An 18306-nucleotide genomic window follows, 5' to 3' on the forward strand; every position below is an offset into this window, starting at 1 on the left:
AAACGCCCGCGCGAAACAGGCGCCAGCCTGGCGTCGTCAGCCTTGGGCAGGGCCAGCGCCAGCGTAAAAGCGACCGGCGTGGCACCGCAGGCGGCCAGGTCGCTCAGGTTGACAGCCAGCGCCTTGTGGCCCAGCGCAAAAGGGTCCACGTCGGCAAAAAAATGTCTACCTTCAACCAGCATGTCACTGGAAATAGCCAGTTGCGTTCCGGGTGTTGGAAGAACGAGCGCGCAGTCATCGCCCACGCCCAGCACGGCCCTTGCCGTGGGACGCGTGAAATAGCGCGCGATGATGTCGAATTCGCCCATGGTGGCAAGCATACAGGCAGCGCAGTGGCGAAGCGCAACCGATAGACGGAGCGGGTTAGGTTCCGCAAACGGTCAGTGGGCAGTCATCGACACCCCACCTCCGGGGAGAGCCGCGCAAGGAACGCGTTGCCTGTCTGCACAGGATACGCGGCCCAAACGCCAGTCGCGTCTCAAAGGGTGAGGATCGCTGTGGGAACCTGGCCCACCTGCAGGGCATCCATGTGCGCGCGCTCAAGGTTGTGGATGGCCAGTTTCCTGAATACCGGAAGGGCGACTTGATCAAAGTCACGGGAAACCAAAGTGCGCTCGGCAAGCGGGTTGAGCGCAGTACATGGTCTGGTGACCGGGGCGAATAGATGCCCAACCAGCAGCTCGGCGCCCGTACGGGGATTGCGGTGTATTTCTGCGATCCGCACAGCCCATGGCGGCGAGGCATCCATGAGCACACCCATGGCCCGATGCGCCAGTTCCTGCCCAAGGGCATGGACTTGTCCGGGTACGCCAGGCGCAGCTTGATGCGATTGCTGATCGGGTGATTGGGTGACCCAGGAAAATCCTGGCCGGGTGCATGCCGCATGGGGTCTGCCGTGACTGGCTGGTAAAACTTGAGGACGCCGCGCCAATCATTCAATAGGCTACCCCTCTGTTGCCCTTAAATTTGGACGCGCCTCAATCGAGAGGGTAGATGCCGCTATCGCAAAAATAGCAATCTGCTACTGCCGCGGGCGACTCTCCCTCCTATACTTTGTCTCATGTTTTCACTGCCAAGAACCGCTACTGCGCCTTTTTGCCCTTCAGAGGTCAAGGGCAGCGTTGTTATTGAGCAGGGTTTGCCGTTTCACAAGAAGCTGCTGCGTTTTGCCGGCCCGGGCCTGCTGGTCTCGGTCGGCTATATGGACCCCGGCAACTGGGCCACCGATATTGAAGCCGGTTCCCGCTTTGGCTACGGGCTACTGTTTGTCGTGCTGCTGGCCAGCCTCGCCGCCATGCTGTTGCAAACGCTGTGTGTGCGTCTGGGTATCGTGGCGCAGAAAGACCTGGCGCGAGCCTGCCGCGAGCATTACCCGACCGCAGTCAACCGTTTTTTGTGGCTGGGCGCAGAGGTGGCCATCGTCGCCTGCGATCTGGCCGAGGTGCTGGGCAGTGCGCTGGCGCTGCATCTGCTGTTCGGCGTGTCGATACCGGTGGGCATTGCAATCACGGCGTTTGACACGCTGCTGGTGCTCGGCCTGCAGGGGGCGGGCTTTCGGCGCGTCGAGGCGATTGTGCTGGGACTGGTGTTCACCATTGCCGGCTGCTTTGTGGTCGAACTGGCCCTGTCGCAGCCCAACTGGCTGGGCGTGGCGATGGGTTTTGTACCCAGTCTGGAGCGACTGCAGCAGCCCGGCGCGCTGTACCTCGCCATCGGCATCGTGGGTGCTACGGTGATGCCCCACAACCTGTACCTGCATTCGTCCATCGTGCAAACGCGCCGCCTGCAGCCCACCGACGCGGGTCGCCGCGAGGCGGTGCGCTTTGCCACGTTTGACACGCTGGCGTCCTTGTCGCTGGCGCTGGGGGTCAATGCGGCCATCATGATTCTGGCCGCCAGCGCCTTTCACGGCAACGGCTACCGCGAAGTTGCCGACATCGCCGATGCGCACCGCCTGCTGGAGCCCATCGTCGGCAGCGCACTGGCGGCCGGCCTGTTCGCCATCGCGCTGCTGGCGTCGGGCCAAAGCTCGACCTTCACCGGCACCATCGCCGGGCAAATCATCATGGAGGGTTTTCTGGACCTGAAAATTCCCTGCTGGCAGCGCCGCCTGATCACGCGCGGGCTGGCGTTGGGCCCGGCCTTTTTAGGTGTCTGGTGGTTTGGCGATGGCGGCGTCGGAAAAATGCTGGTGCTCAGCCAGGTGGTGCTCAGCTTTCAACTGCCGTTTGCCATGTGGCCGCTGATCCGCTTCACCAGCAGCCGCGCGCTGATGGGCGGGTTTGCCAACGGCCCGGCGCTCAAGCTGGCGGCCTGGAGCCTGTTCGGCGTGATCAGCGTCGCCAACGTGTGGCTGGTCATCTCGTTGATTTTTTAACAACGCCCATACAGGGACTGTTCAGGCGATATGAATGCAGTCACGCCTTGCGGCGGTGGCGCCTGGGCTGGGCCATGTATTGTTTGAGGTCCGGTGACGCTCAGGGCAACTGATTGTGGACCACGCCACCCCGAAACCGCTCTACCGCCTGCCGGATGACTTCGGCCAGCAGACGTTCCTTGCCCTGCCGCTCGCGCAACCAGCGGGCATCGTTGTCGTTACGCTCGACGCTGCTGCGCAGCAAATGGATGGATGCACTGGCCCCCACGCTGACGGCTTGGCGCTGAATCTGGCCCATGGTCATCAGGATGTGCTCGCGCAGCGGCATGTGGCCGCCGGTTTCCGGGTCCACATAGACCGCATCCAAACCAAAGCGGCAGGCCTGGAAGCGGTTATAGGTGTAAACCAGGTAGTCGTCCTCGGTCGGCATGAAGGGCTGCTCGTTCATGAAACACGCCGCCAGTGACTGCACATAGACGGACAGTGCAGCGGCCCGCTCGACGGTGAGCGGCGTGTCGAACACCCGGATTTCGATGGTGCCGAATTCCGGCTTGGGCCGGATGTCCCAGTAGAAATCCTTCATGCTCTTGACCACCCCGGTGTGCGCCATTTTGTTGAAATAGACCGTGAACTCGTCCCAGGTCAGCGCAAATGGCGCGCGGCCCGACAGCGGAAAGGCAAACACCGAATTGAGCCGCGCCGAGTCAAACGCCGTGTCCTGGCCCTGAACATACGGACTTGAAGCCGACAGGGCGATGAAGTGCGGAATGTAGCGCGACATGCGGTGCAGTGTCAGCAGCGCGCTGTCAGCATCGGGGCAGCCCACATGCACATGCTGGCCGAAGATGGTGAACTGCTTGGACAGGTAGCCGTAAAGTTCGGACAGTTCCCGAAAACGCGGCTTGTCGTAGATGCGGCGCTCATGCCACTGCTGGAAGGGGTGGGTGCCGCCGCCGACGACGGCAATGTTGAGCTTGTCGGCGCTTTTGACCAGTGCATCGCGGGTTTGCGTGAGCTGGCCCAGCACTTCGGAGGACGACTGGCACACGCCGGTGGAAATCTCGATCATGCTCGACGTCATCTCGGGCACCACCGCGCCGGGCAAGGGAATTTTGGTCATCAGCCGCAGCATGTCTTCGGCGTAGGGCGCCAGGTCATAGTCGTGCGTGTTCACGAGTTGCAGCTCAAGCTCGACGCCCAGTGACAGGGCCGCCGATTTCTGGAAGGGTTCAAGACTCATGGACAGGACCGGTTGCGGGGCTGCGCACAATCGGCGCCCAGGGTTTGGAGCATTCACCGGCGCGGTAAAGCGCCACCGTGGCCAGCACGGCGCCCAGCAGTTCCATCAGTAAAATGGCGGGCAGAGCAATGCTGGAAATCTGGCGACCGATGAGGCTGGACGCCGCCACATACTGCGACACCAGCAGCAGCGCCACCGATGACATCGGCGACATGGCGCAGCCCACCCACAAGGCTTGCTTCCAGCTGGTACCGCTACTGGCATTGCCCAGGGCGACACCCGCAATTTTGGCCAGCATGCGGGCCACTACCAGTGCCAGCACCAGGCCCGCGACAGGGCGGCTCCAGTCGGCCTGCGCCGCGACCACCGACACCAGCACGAACATCAGCATGGTGAGCATGGACGAAGCCGTGCCCATTTGTCGCGGCCAGGACCAGGGCCGTGGATTGAGCTGCTTGAGCAGCATGCCGCCCAGCAGCGCCGCCAGCGGGGCGGAGCCGCCAAAGTTGGCCGCCACCGCTGCGCCGGCCGCAATCATCGTCAACAGGACGATGGCGGTGTTTTCGCTGGTCGGGCTCATGACACGCAACGCAGCCCGCAGCACCAGCGCCAGCACGGCACCCACCACAACCGACAGGCCCAGCACCACCAGCACCGGAAAGAGGGTGTTCGACAGTCCCGCTTCGCCGCGTGGCATCATGCCGGCGCGTGCGCTACACAGCGTCAGTGCATACAGGGTGCTGAGAGTGGAGAGCACCAGCGAGCGCTCCGTCACCGGTCCGGCGGCCCGCGGGTCGATCGCCCCGCGGGGCAGCACAGCCGGCGAGGCTGCCATGGCAATCAGCGCAATTGACTCGGCCACCACTTCGCGCACGCCCATCAGGCCCAGTACCCACTGAACCAGGAAAAAAGTCAGCGTGGATTCGGCGAGGCTCTGCACCAGCACCATTGGGTTGTGCCGGAACCAGCGCAGGGGAATGCGGCCGCCCGCCTCAAACAGCACGACGGCAACGCCCAGCTCCAGCAGGAACAGCCCGGTGCCCTGCAGGGGCCAGACCGCGCCTGAAAAGCCGGCCAGGCCGGCAAAAGTGCCGACCGCCGAATAGCCGACCACCTTGGGCAAGCCGGTGTAGCGGTTGATGAGGTGCCCTGCGGCGGCGGCCAGCGCCAGCAGGATTGACCACTGGACGGTAGGCAATCCGGCCGACGGCTTGATCCATTCCGCCCAGATGGCCAGGATTTCATTCATGGGTGTTGGTCTCCTTGATAGAGGTGTTGGACTTTCACAGCCGCGCCTGTCATTTTCGGTCAGGCGGGTATGCAGAAGTGAAAAGCGGAGGAAAGCACTGTTGCCGGGGCACCAAAACCAGCCATGAAGGACGGCGAACGTCGGAAAAGTACTGCGCCGCTTTAACTTACAGGCCTAACGCCAGTCGGCGTGTAGGACAAGACCGGCAACGGCGGCCTAGCGGGGGACAAAAAAACTGCCCGGATGACTGCGCCAGCGCGTCCATATCGCCGCCCGAATGCGGGCGCGGTCCAGCCTGCTGACGTTGTGTGCCTGCAGCGCCAGCCGGAACGCAAAGTAAAAACTCACGCCCAGGTTCAGCACGCCAATCAGCGGAATGGCGGCAATGCACCACCATATGGCCGCATGTCTGAACGCCTCAAGACCGAGTGAAGCGCCTGCCGCCGCCAGTTGCCCGGTCGATAGCGTGACGTGCCGCAGTTCTAGCTCCATGCCGAAGAAGCCGGTAAACGCCGGAATCAGGCCAAGCATGAAGCCCAGCGAAATGTTGGAGGCAAAGCCTGAAACATGCTCACGCATGAAAACCGACCAGCGGGCCGCGCGCGCAGCACCGAGCACCGCGGTAAAACGCGGGTTGTGCTGCATTGCCGATCCTATGTGGTGCAGCACAAACCAGTTTTCCACCCACCCCGCGATCATGCTCGACGCAAACAGGACCACGCCGGTAAACGCCGCCCAGAGAAGCGTCGGCCCCAGCAGCGAGAGCGACGCCAGCACATGCAGCGCGCTCTCATGACTAATCATCGGGCGGCCGAGCAGCAGCTGGACAATGGTATTGACCAGCAGCACTGCCGGCACCACCATGAAAACGTTGCCAAACACCGCCGCCACCTGCGAGCGCACCAGGTGCGCGACTTCATCGACAAAGTCTTCCAGCGTCGTGACGGTTTCGTCCGAATCGATATCCTTGAGTTTCGCCGCCATGGCGGGCGCGGTCATGGCGGGCTGCTTGGTCGCCAGCGTGAAATGGAGCAGCTGGATCATCACGAAGGTACCCGAATACGCCATGCTGGCCCAGAAGCCGCTCCAGAATGCTGAAAGGCCGATGCCCACGACCATGAACTTAAGCAGCGTCGTCAGGGCGGTGACAGCGCCACCGCCCATCGCCATACCCAGCATTTCCTTGTAGTCGGCGCGGTTGCGGGTGATGTAGTGCTCGCCAGTTTCGGCACTGCGCTCGGCCATCTTGGCCGATAAAAGCGTGGAGTTGGCGCTGATCAGCGCGCCGATGCTTTTGCTTTCCTGCGCGATGGTGACGCGTCGCGCCAGCAGCTTGAGCGCGGCCATGGCGGGTTTTGGCGATAGCAGCGCTTCAAGCAGCTCGCGCTGGCGCAGCATACGCGCTCGCAACTGGCGCAGGCGAAACACCATTCCGACCGAAATGCCGTTTTCCTCCAGATGCGCATAGATGCTGTTGACCGCCTGGCGGCAGGCATCGAGCCGCGCTCGGTACTGCATCACAGCGGCCTGCAGTGCCGTCTCGTCGCGCACCGGCTGGAAGAAAACCGTGCGCAATTCCTCCACATCGGCGGGCAAGGCATGAAAGGCGCGTGCGTGGGGGCTGGAGCGGTTCATGCGCAGCCGCAGCTCCGGTGCAAAACCAGTGGCGCGAATTTGAGCCGTGCAATAGGTCAGCGAGTCCATCAGGTTGTAGTGCCAGCGTCTGGCGTCCCGCCCGGGGCTGGCCGACAGCAGTGTCGTCAGTTGCTCGACCTGCGTTTCTTCCAGCGCGCTCATCCACTGGGCGTCAAAACGGCTGGGAGCCACCAGCGGAAACAGCTCGGCGGCGTCGGTGGTTTCAGGCGTGCCTGGCAGCAGCTTGCGACGCAAGCGCTCGGCCAGTTCACTGATGAAGGCGGTGCGCGGCGCAAAGCCGAAATCTGCCAGCAGGGTAGTGATGTCGACAGTCTGGACCAGTGTTTCCCACCAGGCCTGCAAACGGGCCTGAACTTCCGGCTGGCGCTGCACCGCTTCGATGAAGGCCTGAATTCGCGCCACCGCGGCCTGGGTCGAGGTCTGGTCGCCGCGAATCCATTCAAACAGCTGGATGACCCAGACGTGGCGATCGGCCAGCTCCGCCCCCGGGTCCAGTGCCCTGAGCAGGGTCGCGAGGCCCTTGGTTGCAAAGCTCACGACAGAAAACTCAATGCAGCACGCGTTTGGCCGGTTCGCTGCCGTGCACCGCTTCCAGCACAAACAGCGGAATCGTCACGTCAAAGCGTTCGCCGTCTTCGGCCACGCAAAAAAAGCTGCCGTGCATGGTGCCGCTGGCCGTGCGCAGGCGCGAGCCGCTGGTGTACTGAAAGGACTCGCCGGGTTTGAGCATGGGCTGGTGACCGACCACGCCCAGGCCCTTGACTTCTTCAGTGTGGCCGTTGGCATCGCTGATGATCCAGTGACGCGAAATCAGTTGCGCGCCCACCTCGCCGGTATTGGTGAAGGTGACGGTATAGGAAAAGCCATAGACCGAGTCCTGCGGCGCTGACTGCTCGGGCAGGTATTGGGGAATGACTTCGCAGGAAAATTGGTATTTGGGCATGGCTGAAAAATGCGGTTGGCTGCCAGTTTAACGCCCTGCCATGCATGCATAGCCCGGCAACATGCGGTGCGGCTTGCTGCGACAATCTTCACCATGAGTAAAACCACGCTGCCCACCTACCGGATTGCGCCGTCCATTTTGTCAGCCGACTTCGCGCGCCTCGGCGACGAGCTGAAGGCCGTCATCGCCGCCGGTGCCGACTGGATCCACTTTGACGTGATGGACAATCATTACGTGCCCAACCTGACCTTTGGCCCGATGATCTGCCAGGCCCTCAAGCCGCACGCCCAGCGCGCCGATGGTTCAGCCGTGCCGGTTGACGTGCACTTGATGGTGCAGCCGGTTGACAACCTGGCCGCCGCTTTTGCCGACGCAGGAGCTGACCTGATCAGCTTTCACCCCGAAGCCACCGGCCAGGTCCACCGCAGCGTGCAGGCCATCAAGGCCAAAGGCTGCAAGGCCGGGCTGGTATTCAACCCGGGCACGCCGCTCGATGTGCTGGACTGGCTGATTGACGATATCGACCTGATACTCATCATGAGTGTCAGCCCCGGCTTTGGCGGGCAAAGCTTTATCGACTCGTCGCTGCGCAAGATTGAGCAGGCGCGCAAGCGGATTGACGTGTCGGGCAGGGACATCCGCCTGGAGGTCGACGGCGGTATCAAGACCGAGAACATAGCCCGCGTGGCTTCGGCCGGCGCCGACACCTTTGTCGCCGGCAGCGCCATTTTCGGCAAACCCGACTACAAAGCCGTGATCGACGCAATGCGGAACGCGCTCAAAGCTGAGTCATGAACTGCATGGCTTTTTGTCTGTGTTGTGACCTGAAGCAGCGCCATGGCTTGCACGCGCACGCAGGCCTTTGTCGCTGATAAAACAGACAGCTGAAGGATTGCAACTCTTGTTAATAAATGTAAACATTAGATCAATCGCCCGGGTGATGGGTGGCCTCCTTGTCGCATGCGCTTTGCAAGCCCAGGCTCAAGCCGTCGCGCCGGCGGTGAGTTCTGCCGCGGTTTGCGCGGGAAATGGCGTGCTGAAAGACTTCTTCGGCCGACCGCTGCCCGGCAGCCCTGCAATGCGTTGTGCCGGTGGCGCGACGCCCCTGGCAGTGCTGGCCGAAGGCCGGGCCTTGCCTCTGTACGCCTTCGGAACGGGACCGTATCCGATCACGAATTTTGGTGGTATTCCGCGCGAATGCAGCAAGCTGATGCCGGCCGGTACTTCGTGTTTCACCACCAATCCTGCGGATACGCCACAGAGCGAGTCCGCCACCTGTGGCTATCCCGCCGTGCCGAGTTATATCCTGGCTTGTGATGCATTCCGCTGCACTGCCGAGATTTACAGTCAGGCCTGCGGCAGCGCCTATCCTGATCTGTCACCCGACCAGGTGTATTCGGCGACCACCACGCCATTGAATGTGGCCGGTGCGATCAACGGCGGGGCCGATTTCGCCAGCCAGAGTTTTGCCAGCAGGCTGGACTTCACCGCCAACCTTGATGTCGCCGAGCGCATTGTTCGTCAAGGCCGCACTCCCGTCTTGGGGTTGGGCGGGCTGTTGATGGGCAGTGACGGCGCGCTGCGTTCGACGGCAGCCCAGGACCTCGGCTCTGCCATCGCAAAATACCCCTCGGTGTTCAGCGCTCCCGGGCTGGCAGTAGTGGTTTATGACGAACCTTTTGCCGGCACCGAGCCGCTCACGTTGCCGCGCCGTGTCAATGGCATCAGAAAGTCGATTGCCTTGCTGAACAGCAGGCTTCCAGCGGCCACCCTGGGCGTGGTCGTGGCACCGGTATGGAGCACTGATCCGCTGATGGTTGCCGCTTTTGAAGCGATTTTGCCGGGGCTGCAGTTCGTGGCCACCGATACGTATGCGCAGACGCTGGACGCGCCGACTGTCGATCGGACTGTTTCACGGGCGCGCCACTTTGCCGCCTACATGAAGATCGCGCATCCTTCAGTGGACCGATGGCTGGTCATTCAGGGCTTTGCGCCTGTTTTTTCTGCATTGCCGAACCGGTGGACGCCAGAGCAGCGCGCCTTGTTTGCCCAGCTGTTGAACAACCTGGTCGACGTTGCCAGCACTGATTACGCGGGCGTGGTGGTGTGGGGCTGGTCCAATGCCTATGAGCTGTCCGACGCGTACACCGGAAAATTTTTCCCGCCTGCGCTCAAGCAACTGTATTTGAGCAAATCGCTCGGACAGTGAAGGCCGCGAATTTTTCCTCCCGGCATTCTATTCAGGACTTCTTTATTTTGAGCCACAGCCGATATGACGCAGCCATCGTGGATCTTGACGGCACGATGGTCGACACCATGGGCGACTTCGTGGTGGCGCTGAACCGCATGCTGGTGGACCTCTCACCCCGTGATTTTCCGGACAACACGCTTGACAGCGTCACCGTGAGCCGAATGGTCGGCAAGGGTTCCGGGCATTTGATAAAATCCGTGCTAAACCATCTTCAGGTCCAATCGATACCGGCACTTTTAGCTATTGATTCAATAGCAATCTACGAGTTTGCCTATGCCCGCTATCAGTCGCATTACGCCGCCATCAATGGCCAGTATTCGTCGGTTTACCCCGGCGTGAGTCGGGGCCTGCTCGGCCTGCAGGAGGCCGGCCTCAAGCTCGTCTGCCTGACCAACAAGCCGCTGGCTTTTGCCCGCTCGCTGCTCAAAATGAAGGGGTTGGACGGCTTTTTCAGTGAGGTTTTCGGCGGTGATTCCTTCGAGCGCAAGAAGCCAGATCCGCTGCCGCTGCTGAAGGCTTGCGAATTTTTGCGGACGATTCCCTCGCGAACCTTGATGGTTGGCGACTCCAGCAACGATGCGAAGGCCGCGCGGGCTGCCGGCTGCAAGGTGGTGCTGGTGAACTACGGCTACAACCATGGCGAGCCGGTACGGGCGATTGACGCCGATGGCTTTGTTGACTCGCTTGTGGAAATTGCAAACCGGCATTTGCACAAATAACAAAAGGGCTTGCGCCCTTTTGTCCGGCCCGGCTTGGGCTGAAAATCAGCTGATCTGCCTCAGGACGCCTTGCCCAGCAGCTCTTCCTTGAGTTTCCAGTCGGCCGGTTTGTTGCCCAGCCAGATGCGCATCATGGCATTAAAAAATTCGACCTCCTTGATGGCTTCGCCTTGCTGCTTTCCCTTGACTAAAATGACGGTGCCCGTGCCGGGAATCCAGTCGATGGTGAAACCTTCACCCGCCGCTATTTTTTTCTGGTCTGCAAAAATCTGGCCTTGCTGGATCAGACCGGGGATCAGCTTGGACATTTCTGCCTTGGGTGCATTTTCTTCAAAGGCCTTGGTAAAGCTCTTGCCAAGTTCCTTGGAGTCAATGTCGCGCAACAGGGTGATGCTCATGCGCTTGGGCCCCGGCGCCGCATACACTTCTTCCGGCGTGGCGACTTTCTTTCCCAGGTAGAGCGCAGCCACGTAAACCTTGAAAATGGCTTTGTAACGAATACCGGCCCCGTTGAGTTGCAGCTTTGTGTTTTGAAAGTCGATCGAATCATCGAGTTTGACGCCTGCAATCTCAACCGGTGCGGCCAGCACGCCGAGTGATATCAGCAAACCAGCCAGTCCGGTGATGCATCGTGTGGTCAAAGTCATGGGTATCTCCTGGGAAAGTTTATAAATAGAACGAGCGTTCTCTTTTCCCCATTTTCAAGTCTGTCGCAACCCCCAGGCAACAGGGTTTGCGAGATCAGCATTAGTACCAGTCCAGTTTTGCGTGACTTTTTTAACGCTGGCAGCACAGGCCGGCTCTTTGCTACACTTTGGGCAACATGTTCATTCATCGCATCAATCAAACAGCTTGTGCCGGCTGGGGAGCCTGGCTTTGGCGTCCCTGCCCTGCCGCGCACGCCTAGAGCGTTCACGGGTCCACGCATTAGCGCCGAGTCTGTGCGCCGTTTCCGCAACCTGCCTGATCCCGAATTGATGCGCTCTTGCGCCACGCGAGAGTATTCCGGCCCCGGACTTCGGGGTGTTTTGAATGACAGGGACGGCGCCCGTCAAGCGCGTCGTTCTTTGGTGAAGGACCCATAGAGATGACTGAACTCGAATTCAAAAGCCTGGCGGCCCAAGGCTTCAATCGCATTCCGGTGATGCTCGAAGCCTTCGCCGACCTTGAAACCCCGCTCTCGCTCTACCTCAAGCTCGCCAATGCCAGGGACGGTGGAAAATTCAGCTTTTTGCTGGAGTCCGTGGTCGGCGGCGAGCGCTTTGGCCGCTACAGCTTCATTGGCCTGCCCGCCCGCACGCTGCTGCGCTCTTCGGGTTTCGGCGCTGACGTACTGACGCAAGTCGTGACCGACGGCCAGGTGGTCGAAACCTAAAAAAGCAATCCGCTCGACTTCATCAGCGACTACCAGAAGCGTTTCAAAGTCGCATTACGGCCTGGCCTGCCGCGCTTTTGCGGCGGCCTGGCAGGTTACTTTGGCTATGACGCCGTGCGCTACATCGAGAAAAAGCTTGAAAGCAGCTGCCCGCCCGACACGCTGGGCTGCCCCGACATCCTGCTGTTGCAGTGCGAGGAACTGGCCGTCATCGACAATTTGTCAGGCAAGCTGTATCTCATCGTTTATGCCGATCCGGCCGGCTCCGAAGCCTATGCCAATGCCAAAAAGAGGCTGCGTGAACTCAAGGAACAGCTCAAGTACTCGGTCAGCGCGCCTGTCGTCAAGCCGTCGCAGGGCTATCCGGCCGAGCGCGAGTTTGCCAAGGCCGACTACATTGCCGCCGTGGAGCGCGCCAAAAAGCTGATCGAGGCCGGTGACTTCATGCAGGTGCAGGTCGGCCAGCGCATCAAGAAGCGCTACACCGAGTCGCCGCTGTCGCTGTACCGGGCGTTGCGTTCGCTCAACCCGTCGCCCTATATGTACTACTACCATTTCGGCGATTTTCATGTGGTTGGCGCTTCGCCCGAGATTTTGGTGCGCCAGGAGCAGGTGGCTCGCGTCGCCGGGCCGCCCCAAGACGCGAACGCCCCTGCGGGGGGTAGCGAGTACACGGCAGTGACGAGCGTGGGGGCTCAGTTTGATCAAAAAATCACGATTCGCCCGCTGGCCGGAACCCGGCCGCGCGCCTCCTCGATCGAGGCCGACAAGGTGGCGGAGCGCGAACTGGTCAACGACCCGAAAGAGCGCGCCGAGCATGTCATGCTGATTGATCTGGCGCGCAACGACATCGGCCGCATCGCAAAGACCGGCACGGTGAAGGTGACGGAGGCTTTCGCCGTCGAGCGTTACAGCCACGTCATGCACATCGTCAGCAATGTCGAAGGAATTTTGCTCGATGGCATGACCAGCATGGACGTGCTCAAGGCGACTTTCCCGGCCGGCACGCTGACCGGTGCGCCCAAGGTGCATGCGATGGAACTGATCGACCAGCTCGAGCCCAGCAAACGTGGCCTGTATGGCGGCGCCTGTGGCTACCTCAGCTATGCCGGCGACATGGACGTGGCGATTGCGATCCGCACCGGCATCATCAAGGACCAGGTGCTGTATGTGCAGGCGGCGGCTGGCGTGGTGGCCGATTCGGTGCCCGAACTCGAATGGAAAGAAACCGAAGCCAAGGCGCGTGCGCTGCTCAGGGCCAGCGAACTGGTCGAAGAAGGACTGGAGTAAGCCATGACCGTCATTGACAAGGTTGAGCACTGCAACACGATGGCCGAGGTGCGCCAGCACATCGACGCGCTGGACGAGCGCATTGTGGCGCTGATGGCCGAACGCAGCGGCTACGTGGCGCAGGCCGCCCGCATCAAGCAAGTCGCCACGCAGGTGCACGACCAGGCGCGCATCGACTTCATCGTCGACCGCGTGAAACGCATGGCGCGCGAGCAGGGCGCACCCGAGGCCGTGATCACGGCGGGCTACCGCGCCATGATTGGCGCATTCATCGAATTTGAGCATGGCGAGTTCCAGCGCCTGCGCCAGGAGGCCTGAGCCATGTCACGCATGAAACTTCTGATGATCGACAACTACGACAGCTTTACCTACAACATCGTCCAGTATTTCGGCGAGCTGGGCGCGGAGGTGGCGGTGGTCCGCAACGACGAGATCACGGTGGCCGAGATTGCCGCGCGGCTGGAGGCGGGGCAGCTCGACCGGCTGGTGGTATCGCCCGGCCCGTGCTCGCCTGCCGAGGCCGGCATTTCGGTGGCTGCGATCCGGCACTTTGCCGGCAAGCTGCCGATTCTGGGGGTCTGCCTGGGCCACCAGGCCATAGGCGCGGCGTTTGGCGGCAAGATTGTGCGGGCGCAGGCGCTGATGCACGGCAAGACCAGCGTCATCACGACCACGCAGCAAGGCGTCTTCGCCGGCCTGCCGGAAAAGTTCACGGTGAACCGCTACCACTCGCTGGCGATCGAAAAATCGTCCTCTCCCGAGGCGCTGGAAGTGACGGCCTGGACCGACGACGGCGAAATCATGGGCGTGCGCCACAAGGAACTGGCCATTCAGGGTGTGCAGTTTCACCCCGAGTCGATCCTGACCGAGCACGGCCACGCCATGCTGAAGAACTTCCTGGAGCAGCGCGAATGAAGTTTGCTATTTATTTAATAGCTGTTTGTGGCTGTATCTATTGGACAAGGGCCCGAAATGATCAATAAGACGGTTGATTTACGCAGTGACACGGTCACGCAGCCGACGTCGGCGATGCGCGCCGTCATGGCGGCGGCCCCGGTCGGCGACGACGTGTTTGGCGATGACCCGAGCGTCAACGCCTTGCAGGAGAAAATCGCCGCCATGCTCGGCTTCGAGGCCGCGCTGTTCGTTCCCACCGGCACGCAGAGCAACCTCTGCGCCATTCTTGGCCATTGCCAGCGCGGCGACGAATACCTCGTCGGCCAGCAGGCGCATTGCTATCGCTGGGAAGGGGGTGGCGCGGCGGTGCTCGGCAGCGTGCAGCCGCAGCCGCTGAATCACCAGACCGACGGCACCTTCGCACTGGCCGATATTGAAGCGGCGATCAAGCCCGACGATGCGCATTTCGCCCGAACGCGGCTGCTTGCGCTGGAAAACACGCTCGGCGGCAAGCTGTTGCCTTTTGAGTATGTGCAACAGGCCACCGGGTTCGCCAAGGACAAGGGCCTGGGCCGCCATCTGGACGGCGCGAGGCTGTTCAACGCCGCGGTGGCGCAGGCCGCTCAAACGGGCGGCAATGCGCAGGCTGAGGCAAGGCGTATTGCGCAATGCTTTGACAGCGTCTCGGTCTGCTTCAGCAAGGGCCTGGGCGCACCCATCGGCTCGGCGCTGTGCGGCTCGCGCGACTTCATCGCGCGGGCCCACCGCATCCGCAAGATGGCCGGTGGCGGCATGCGCCAGGCTGGCATTCTTGCGGCGGCGGCTTCCCATGCGCTGGACCACCACATCGAGCGGCTGGCGCAAGACCACGCGCTGGCGCGGCGGCTGGCCGGCGGGCTGGCGGGCATAGCGGGTTTGCAGGTGGAAGTTCCGCAGACCAATCTGCTGTTCGTAGACCTGAACGGCGACGCCAAACCGCGGTCGTCCGCTTTGCTGGCCCATTTGCAGCAGCGCGGCATCATGGCGACCGGTCTTTACCGCCTGCGCTTCGCCACCCATCTGGATGTCGATGAAGCCGGCGTTGAACGGGCGATTGCCGCGGTGCGGGAATTTTTCCATGCCTGATGGCCATCAGTTGCTGCTATTTGTCGCGGCTGGCTTGTTGCTCAATCTCACGCCCGGCCCCGACGTGCTCTACATCGTCAGCCAGGCGCTGCGCGCTGGCGCGCGCGCCGGTATCGTGGCGGGTTTGGGGATCACCGCCGGCTGCTTTGTCCACATCGCCGCCGCCGCGGTGGGCGTGAGCGCGCTGATGGCCGCTTCGACCACCGCTTTCAGCGTGCTCAAGTGGCTGGGCGCCGTCTACCTGCTGTGGTTGGGGGCGCGCATGCTGCTTTCGCGGCCAGCCTCTGGCGCTCCGGATTCAATAGCATCAAAGAGCGATAAAACGGCGACTAGAGGCATGAAAGCCATTTTTTTTGGCGGTTTCTGGACCAATGCGCTGAATCCCAAGGTGGCGCTGTTTTTCCTCGCATTTGTGCCGCAGTTCATTGCGCCAGGGGCTGAAAACAAGCCGTTTGCCTTCTTGCTGCTGGGACTGCTGTTCAATTTCAATGCGGTCTTCGTCAACATCGGCTGGGCCGCGCTGGCCGGCTGGATGGCGCGGCGCATGGGCGCGGTGCAGCGCGGCTTGCAGGGCCTGGAGCGCGTGGCCGGTCTCATGTTCATCGGTTTTGGCCTGAAGCTGGCCTTTACCGATGCGCCGGCGAGTTGAGCGCCCGGCCAGGACGCCCATCACCAGCGCCGACAATCCACGCAAACAAAGGACAAAAATCATGCCCGACACCCCCAGGATCACGCCGCAGCAAGCGCTACAGCGCACGATCGAACACCGCGAGATTTTTCACGACGAGATGCTGGACATCATGCGGCTCATCATGAGCGGCGGGATGTCGCCCGTGATGATGGCAGCGTTCATTACCGGGCTGCGCGTCAAGAAGGAAACCATTGGCGAAATCACCGCCGCCGCGCAGGTGATGCGCGAGTTTTCGACCAAGGTCCACGTCGCCAACAAGACGCATCTGATCGACATCGTCGGCACCGGCGGTGACGGCTCGCACACTTTCAACATCTCGACCTGCGCCATGTTTGTCGCCGCCGCTGCCGGCGCCAAGGTCAGCAAGCACGGCGGGCGCAGCGTCAGCTCCTCCTCGGGCAGCGCCGACGTGGTCGAGTCGCTCGGCATCCAGCTCAATTTGTCACCCGAGGCGATTGCCCGCTGCATCGAGGAAGTCGGTGTCGGCTTCATGTTTGCGCCCAATCACCACCCGGCGATGAAAAACGTCGCGCCGATTCGCAAGGAACTTGGCATCCGGACCCTCTTCAACATCCTCGGGCCGCTAACCAACCCGGCCGGCGCGCCGAACATCCTGATGGGCGTCTTTCATCCCGACCTGGTTGGCATTCAGGTCCGCGCACTGCAGCGCCTGGGTGCGGAACATGCGCTCGTGGTCTACGGCAAAGACGGCATGGATGAAGTCAGCCTGGGCGCGGCCACCCTGGTGGGGGAGCTTAAAAACGGCGAGATCACCGAATACGAAATCCATCCCGAAGACTTCCACATGCCCATGGCCAGCAGCCGCGCGCTGCGTGCTGACTCACCCGAAAAATCCAGGGCCATGCTGCTGGGCGTGCTGGACAACCAGCCCGGCGCGCCGCGCGACATCGTCATCCTGAACGCCGGCGCGGCGCTTTACGCCGCCAACGTGGCAGACTCCATACAGGCAGGCATTCTGCTCGCGACGGCAGTGCTCGAATCAGGTGCCGCGAAGGCGCGTCTGCAGCAGCTGGTATCAATCACCCAAAAACTGGCCGCCTGAGGCGGCAACCTGAAAACCATGTCTGACATCCTGAACCAGATCGTCGCCGTCAAGCGCGAAGAAGTCGCCGCTGCGATCGCGCGCAAGCCCCTGGCGGCCATGCGCGCGGACGCCGAGTCCCGCGTGCTGACGCGCGACTTCGCCGGTGCGCTGCGCGCCAGAATTGCCAGCGGCAAGCCGGCCGTGATTGCGGAGATCAAAAAGGCCAGCCCGTCCAGAGGCGTGCTGCGCGCCGACTTCATTCCCGCCGATATCGCCCAGGCCTACGCTGAATCCGGTGCGGCCTGCCTGTCGGTGCTGACGGATCAGCAGTTTTTTCACGGCAGCATCGATTACCTGAAGCAGGCCCGGGCTTCGTGCAGCCTGCCGGTGCTGCGCAAGGATTTCATCGTGGATGCCTTCCAGGTTTACGAATCCCGCGTCATCGGCGCCGACTGCATTTTGCTGATTGCCGCCTGCCTTGACGACGCGCAGATGAAGGCATTCGAAGCGCTGGCGATGTCGCTCGACATGGCGGTGCTGGTCGAGGTGCATGACGAGGCCGAACTCGAACGTGCCCTCAGGCTGAAGACGCCGCTGATCGGCATCAACAACCGCAACTTGAAGACCTTTGAGGTTTCGCTTGACACGACTTTGGGCCTGCTGGGCAAAGTGCCCGCCGACCGCTTGCTGGTGACCGAATCGGGCATCGCCACGCCCGCCGATGTTCAGCGTCTGCGCGAGGCCAAAGTCAACGCGTTTCTGGTCGGCGAGGCGTTCATGCGCGCCGACGACCCGGGTGTTGCGCTGGCCGAGCTGTTTGGCGGTTAGCAGCCGGCATGGAACAGGCGCAGCTGGCCGGAATGCCGATTCCGGATGAGCCTGATCAGCTGACGGGTGCCGACCCCTCGGCCTGGCCGGTAGCGCCCGGCTGGCAGCCTGCGGTAAACGCTTTTTTTGCGGACGAAACCGGTCTCAAGCTGCTCGATTTCCTGCGCCAGCGGCTGGCGCAGGGCGCGGTGATCTTTCCGCCCCAGCCCCTGCGTGCGCTGGCGCTCACGCCGCCCGACAAGGTGCGCGTGGTCATCCTGGGGCAGGACCCTTATCATGGGCGCGGACAAGCCGAAGGACTGGCGTTTTCGGTCGCGCCCGGTGTACGCCCGCCGCCTTCCCTGCGCAACATCTTCAAGGAACTTCAGCGCGATTTGGGGATGCCGCCGCCGCTCTTTCCGGTCCCGGGCGGCAGCCTGGCACGCTGGGCGAGCTCTGGCGTGCTGTTGCTGAATAGCTGTTTGACGGTAGAGGAAGGTCGTCCTGCCAGCCATGCCGGGCGGGGCTGGGAGATGTTCATCGATAGCCTGATTCGCCAGGTGTCTGCCGGATCGCAACCGGTCGTTTTCATGCTCTGGGGGGCGCCCGCGCAGGGAAAGCGCCAGCGGGTCGCCGCCACC

General features: G+C 62.1%; 18 protein-coding genes and 1 pseudogene. 12 read left to right on the top strand and 7 right to left on the bottom strand.

Going from position 1 to position 18306, the window contains the following annotated elements; genetic code table 11:
- Positions 1-308, bottom strand: a 308-nt coding sequence (locus tag HHJ19_RS09440) for an AIR synthase related protein (RefSeq protein ID WP_296906433.1), incomplete at its 3' end; no start/stop codon positions are given.
- 170 nt (positions 309-478) lie between these two features.
- Positions 479-760 carry a hypothetical protein gene (locus tag HHJ19_RS09445; RefSeq protein ID WP_296906387.1) on the bottom strand — a complete coding sequence of 94 codons (282 nt, stop codon included), beginning with the start codon at positions 758-760 and terminating at the stop codon, positions 479-481.
- Between the two features lie 300 nt (positions 761-1060).
- On the opposite strand from HHJ19_RS09445, the gene HHJ19_RS09450 reads away from it, so the two are divergent.
- Positions 1061-2377: an Nramp family divalent metal transporter gene (locus tag HHJ19_RS09450; protein ID WP_296906390.1), complete on the top strand. Its 1317-nt coding sequence runs from the start codon at positions 1061-1063 to the stop codon at positions 2375-2377.
- 100 nt (positions 2378-2477) lie between these two features.
- Here the strand turns inward: HHJ19_RS09450 and HHJ19_RS09455 are convergent, their stop codons facing one another.
- The 4 genes from HHJ19_RS09455 to apaG form a co-directional block, all read right to left on the bottom strand.
- The gene (locus tag HHJ19_RS09455; RefSeq protein ID WP_296906393.1) at positions 2478-3617 is read right to left on the bottom strand and encodes a YbdK family carboxylate-amine ligase; all 1140 of its coding nucleotides are present in this window, start codon (positions 3615-3617) and stop codon (positions 2478-2480) included.
- Positions 3607-4866: a cation:proton antiporter gene (locus HHJ19_RS09460; RefSeq protein WP_296906395.1), complete on the bottom strand. Its 1260-nt coding sequence runs from the start codon at positions 4864-4866 to the stop codon at positions 3607-3609. The genes HHJ19_RS09455 and HHJ19_RS09460 overlap by 11 nt, the downstream gene beginning before the upstream one ends.
- A gap of 216 nt (positions 4867-5082) precedes the next feature.
- Positions 5083-7059, bottom strand: a complete 1977-nt coding sequence (locus HHJ19_RS09465; RefSeq protein WP_296906398.1) for a site-specific recombinase — start codon at positions 7057-7059, stop codon at positions 5083-5085.
- Positions 7060-7069: 10 nt separating this feature from the next.
- Positions 7070-7465 carry a Co2+/Mg2+ efflux protein ApaG gene (gene apaG / locus HHJ19_RS09470; RefSeq protein ID WP_296906401.1) on the bottom strand — a complete coding sequence of 132 codons (396 nt, stop codon included), beginning with the start codon at positions 7463-7465 and terminating at the stop codon, positions 7070-7072.
- Positions 7466-7558: 93 nt separating this feature from the next.
- Here apaG and rpe point away from each other — a divergent pair, with 93 nt between their 5' ends.
- The 3 genes from rpe (at position 7559) to HHJ19_RS09485 (ending at position 10435) form a co-directional block, all read left to right on the top strand.
- Positions 7559-8260 carry a ribulose-phosphate 3-epimerase gene (gene rpe / locus HHJ19_RS09475; RefSeq protein WP_296906405.1) on the top strand — a complete coding sequence of 234 codons (702 nt, stop codon included), beginning with the start codon at positions 7559-7561 and terminating at the stop codon, positions 8258-8260.
- 145 nt (positions 8261-8405) lie between these two features.
- On the top strand, positions 8406-9674 hold the full coding sequence (locus HHJ19_RS09480) for a hypothetical protein (RefSeq protein WP_296906408.1): 1269 nt from the start codon (positions 8406-8408) through the stop codon (positions 9672-9674).
- 47 nt (positions 9675-9721) lie between these two features.
- The gene (locus HHJ19_RS09485; protein WP_296906411.1) at positions 9722-10435 is read left to right on the top strand and encodes an HAD-IA family hydrolase; all 714 of its coding nucleotides are present in this window, start codon (positions 9722-9724) and stop codon (positions 10433-10435) included.
- 59 nt (positions 10436-10494) lie between these two features.
- Here the strand turns inward: HHJ19_RS09485 and HHJ19_RS09490 are convergent, their stop codons facing one another.
- A complete protein-coding gene (locus HHJ19_RS09490; RefSeq protein WP_296906413.1) occupies positions 10495-11082 on the bottom strand; it encodes a chalcone isomerase family protein in 588 nt (195 codons plus the stop codon).
- A 440-nt stretch (positions 11083-11522) separates the two neighbouring features.
- On the opposite strand from HHJ19_RS09490, the pseudogene HHJ19_RS09495 reads away from it, so the two are divergent.
- From HHJ19_RS09495 to HHJ19_RS09530, 8 genes and pseudogenes are all read left to right on the top strand, one after another.
- Positions 11523-13100 (top strand): annotated as a pseudogene (locus HHJ19_RS09495) (chorismate-binding protein).
- Between the two features lie 3 nt (positions 13101-13103).
- The gene (locus tag HHJ19_RS09500; RefSeq protein ID WP_296906416.1) at positions 13104-13418 is read left to right on the top strand and encodes a chorismate mutase; all 315 of its coding nucleotides are present in this window, start codon (positions 13104-13106) and stop codon (positions 13416-13418) included.
- Between the two features lie 12 nt (positions 13419-13430).
- Complete coding sequence (locus HHJ19_RS09505) at positions 13431-14015, top strand: aminodeoxychorismate/anthranilate synthase component II (protein WP_296906436.1); 585 nt, start codon at positions 13431-13433, stop codon at positions 14013-14015.
- Between the two features lie 57 nt (positions 14016-14072).
- On the top strand, positions 14073-15122 hold the full coding sequence (gene ltaE, locus HHJ19_RS09510) for a low-specificity L-threonine aldolase (protein ID WP_296906419.1): 1050 nt from the start codon (positions 14073-14075) through the stop codon (positions 15120-15122).
- A complete protein-coding gene (locus HHJ19_RS09515) occupies positions 15115-15771 on the top strand; it encodes a LysE family translocator (protein ID WP_296906422.1) in 657 nt (218 codons plus the stop codon). Before ltaE ends, HHJ19_RS09515 begins: the two co-directional genes overlap by 8 nt.
- Positions 15772-15832: 61 nt before the next feature.
- Entirely contained in the window at positions 15833-16876 is a 1044-nt protein-coding gene (gene trpD / locus HHJ19_RS09520) for an anthranilate phosphoribosyltransferase (protein WP_296906425.1), read from the top strand.
- Between the two features lie 18 nt (positions 16877-16894).
- Positions 16895-17686 carry an indole-3-glycerol phosphate synthase TrpC gene (gene trpC, locus HHJ19_RS09525; RefSeq protein ID WP_296906427.1) on the top strand — a complete coding sequence of 264 codons (792 nt, stop codon included), beginning with the start codon at positions 16895-16897 and terminating at the stop codon, positions 17684-17686.
- An 8-nt stretch (positions 17687-17694) separates the two neighbouring features.
- Positions 17695-18306: uracil-DNA glycosylase (locus HHJ19_RS09530; protein ID WP_296906430.1), on the top strand; the 612-nt coding region annotated here is incomplete at its 3' end.

Origin of the sequence: Polaromonas sp. (assembly GCF_012927415.1) — a bacterium.
In the GTDB taxonomy this organism is placed as follows: domain Bacteria; phylum Pseudomonadota; class Gammaproteobacteria; order Burkholderiales; family Burkholderiaceae_C; genus Polaromonas.

Coding starts and splice junctions, on each gene's coding strand:
- HHJ19_RS09455 (WP_296906393.1), bottom strand. CDS start 3,617: ATGAGTCTTGAACCCTTCCAGAAATCGGCGGCCCTGTCACTGGGCGTC.
- HHJ19_RS09500 (WP_296906416.1), top strand. CDS start 13,104: ATGACCGTCATTGACAAGGTTGAGCACTGCAACACGATGGCCGAGGTG.
- HHJ19_RS09445 (WP_296906387.1), bottom strand. CDS start 760: ATGGGTGTGCTCATGGATGCCTCGCCGCCATGGGCTGTGCGGATCGCA.
- HHJ19_RS09450 (WP_296906390.1), top strand. CDS start 1,061: ATGTTTTCACTGCCAAGAACCGCTACTGCGCCTTTTTGCCCTTCAGAG.
- HHJ19_RS09490 (WP_296906413.1), bottom strand. CDS start 11,082: ATGACTTTGACCACACGATGCATCACCGGACTGGCTGGTTTGCTGATA.
- HHJ19_RS09515 (WP_296906422.1), top strand. CDS start 15,115: ATGCCTGATGGCCATCAGTTGCTGCTATTTGTCGCGGCTGGCTTGTTG.
- HHJ19_RS09505 (WP_296906436.1), top strand. CDS start 13,431: ATGAAACTTCTGATGATCGACAACTACGACAGCTTTACCTACAACATC.
- HHJ19_RS09460 (WP_296906395.1), bottom strand. CDS start 4,866: ATGAATGAAATCCTGGCCATCTGGGCGGAATGGATCAAGCCGTCGGCC.
- ltaE (WP_296906419.1), top strand. CDS start 14,073: ATGATCAATAAGACGGTTGATTTACGCAGTGACACGGTCACGCAGCCG.
- rpe (WP_296906405.1), top strand. CDS start 7,559: ATGAGTAAAACCACGCTGCCCACCTACCGGATTGCGCCGTCCATTTTG.
- trpD (WP_296906425.1), top strand. CDS start 15,833: ATGCCCGACACCCCCAGGATCACGCCGCAGCAAGCGCTACAGCGCACG.
- trpC (WP_296906427.1), top strand. CDS start 16,895: ATGTCTGACATCCTGAACCAGATCGTCGCCGTCAAGCGCGAAGAAGTC.
- HHJ19_RS09480 (WP_296906408.1), top strand. CDS start 8,406: ATGGGTGGCCTCCTTGTCGCATGCGCTTTGCAAGCCCAGGCTCAAGCC.
- apaG (WP_296906401.1), bottom strand. CDS start 7,465: ATGCCCAAATACCAATTTTCCTGCGAAGTCATTCCCCAATACCTGCCC.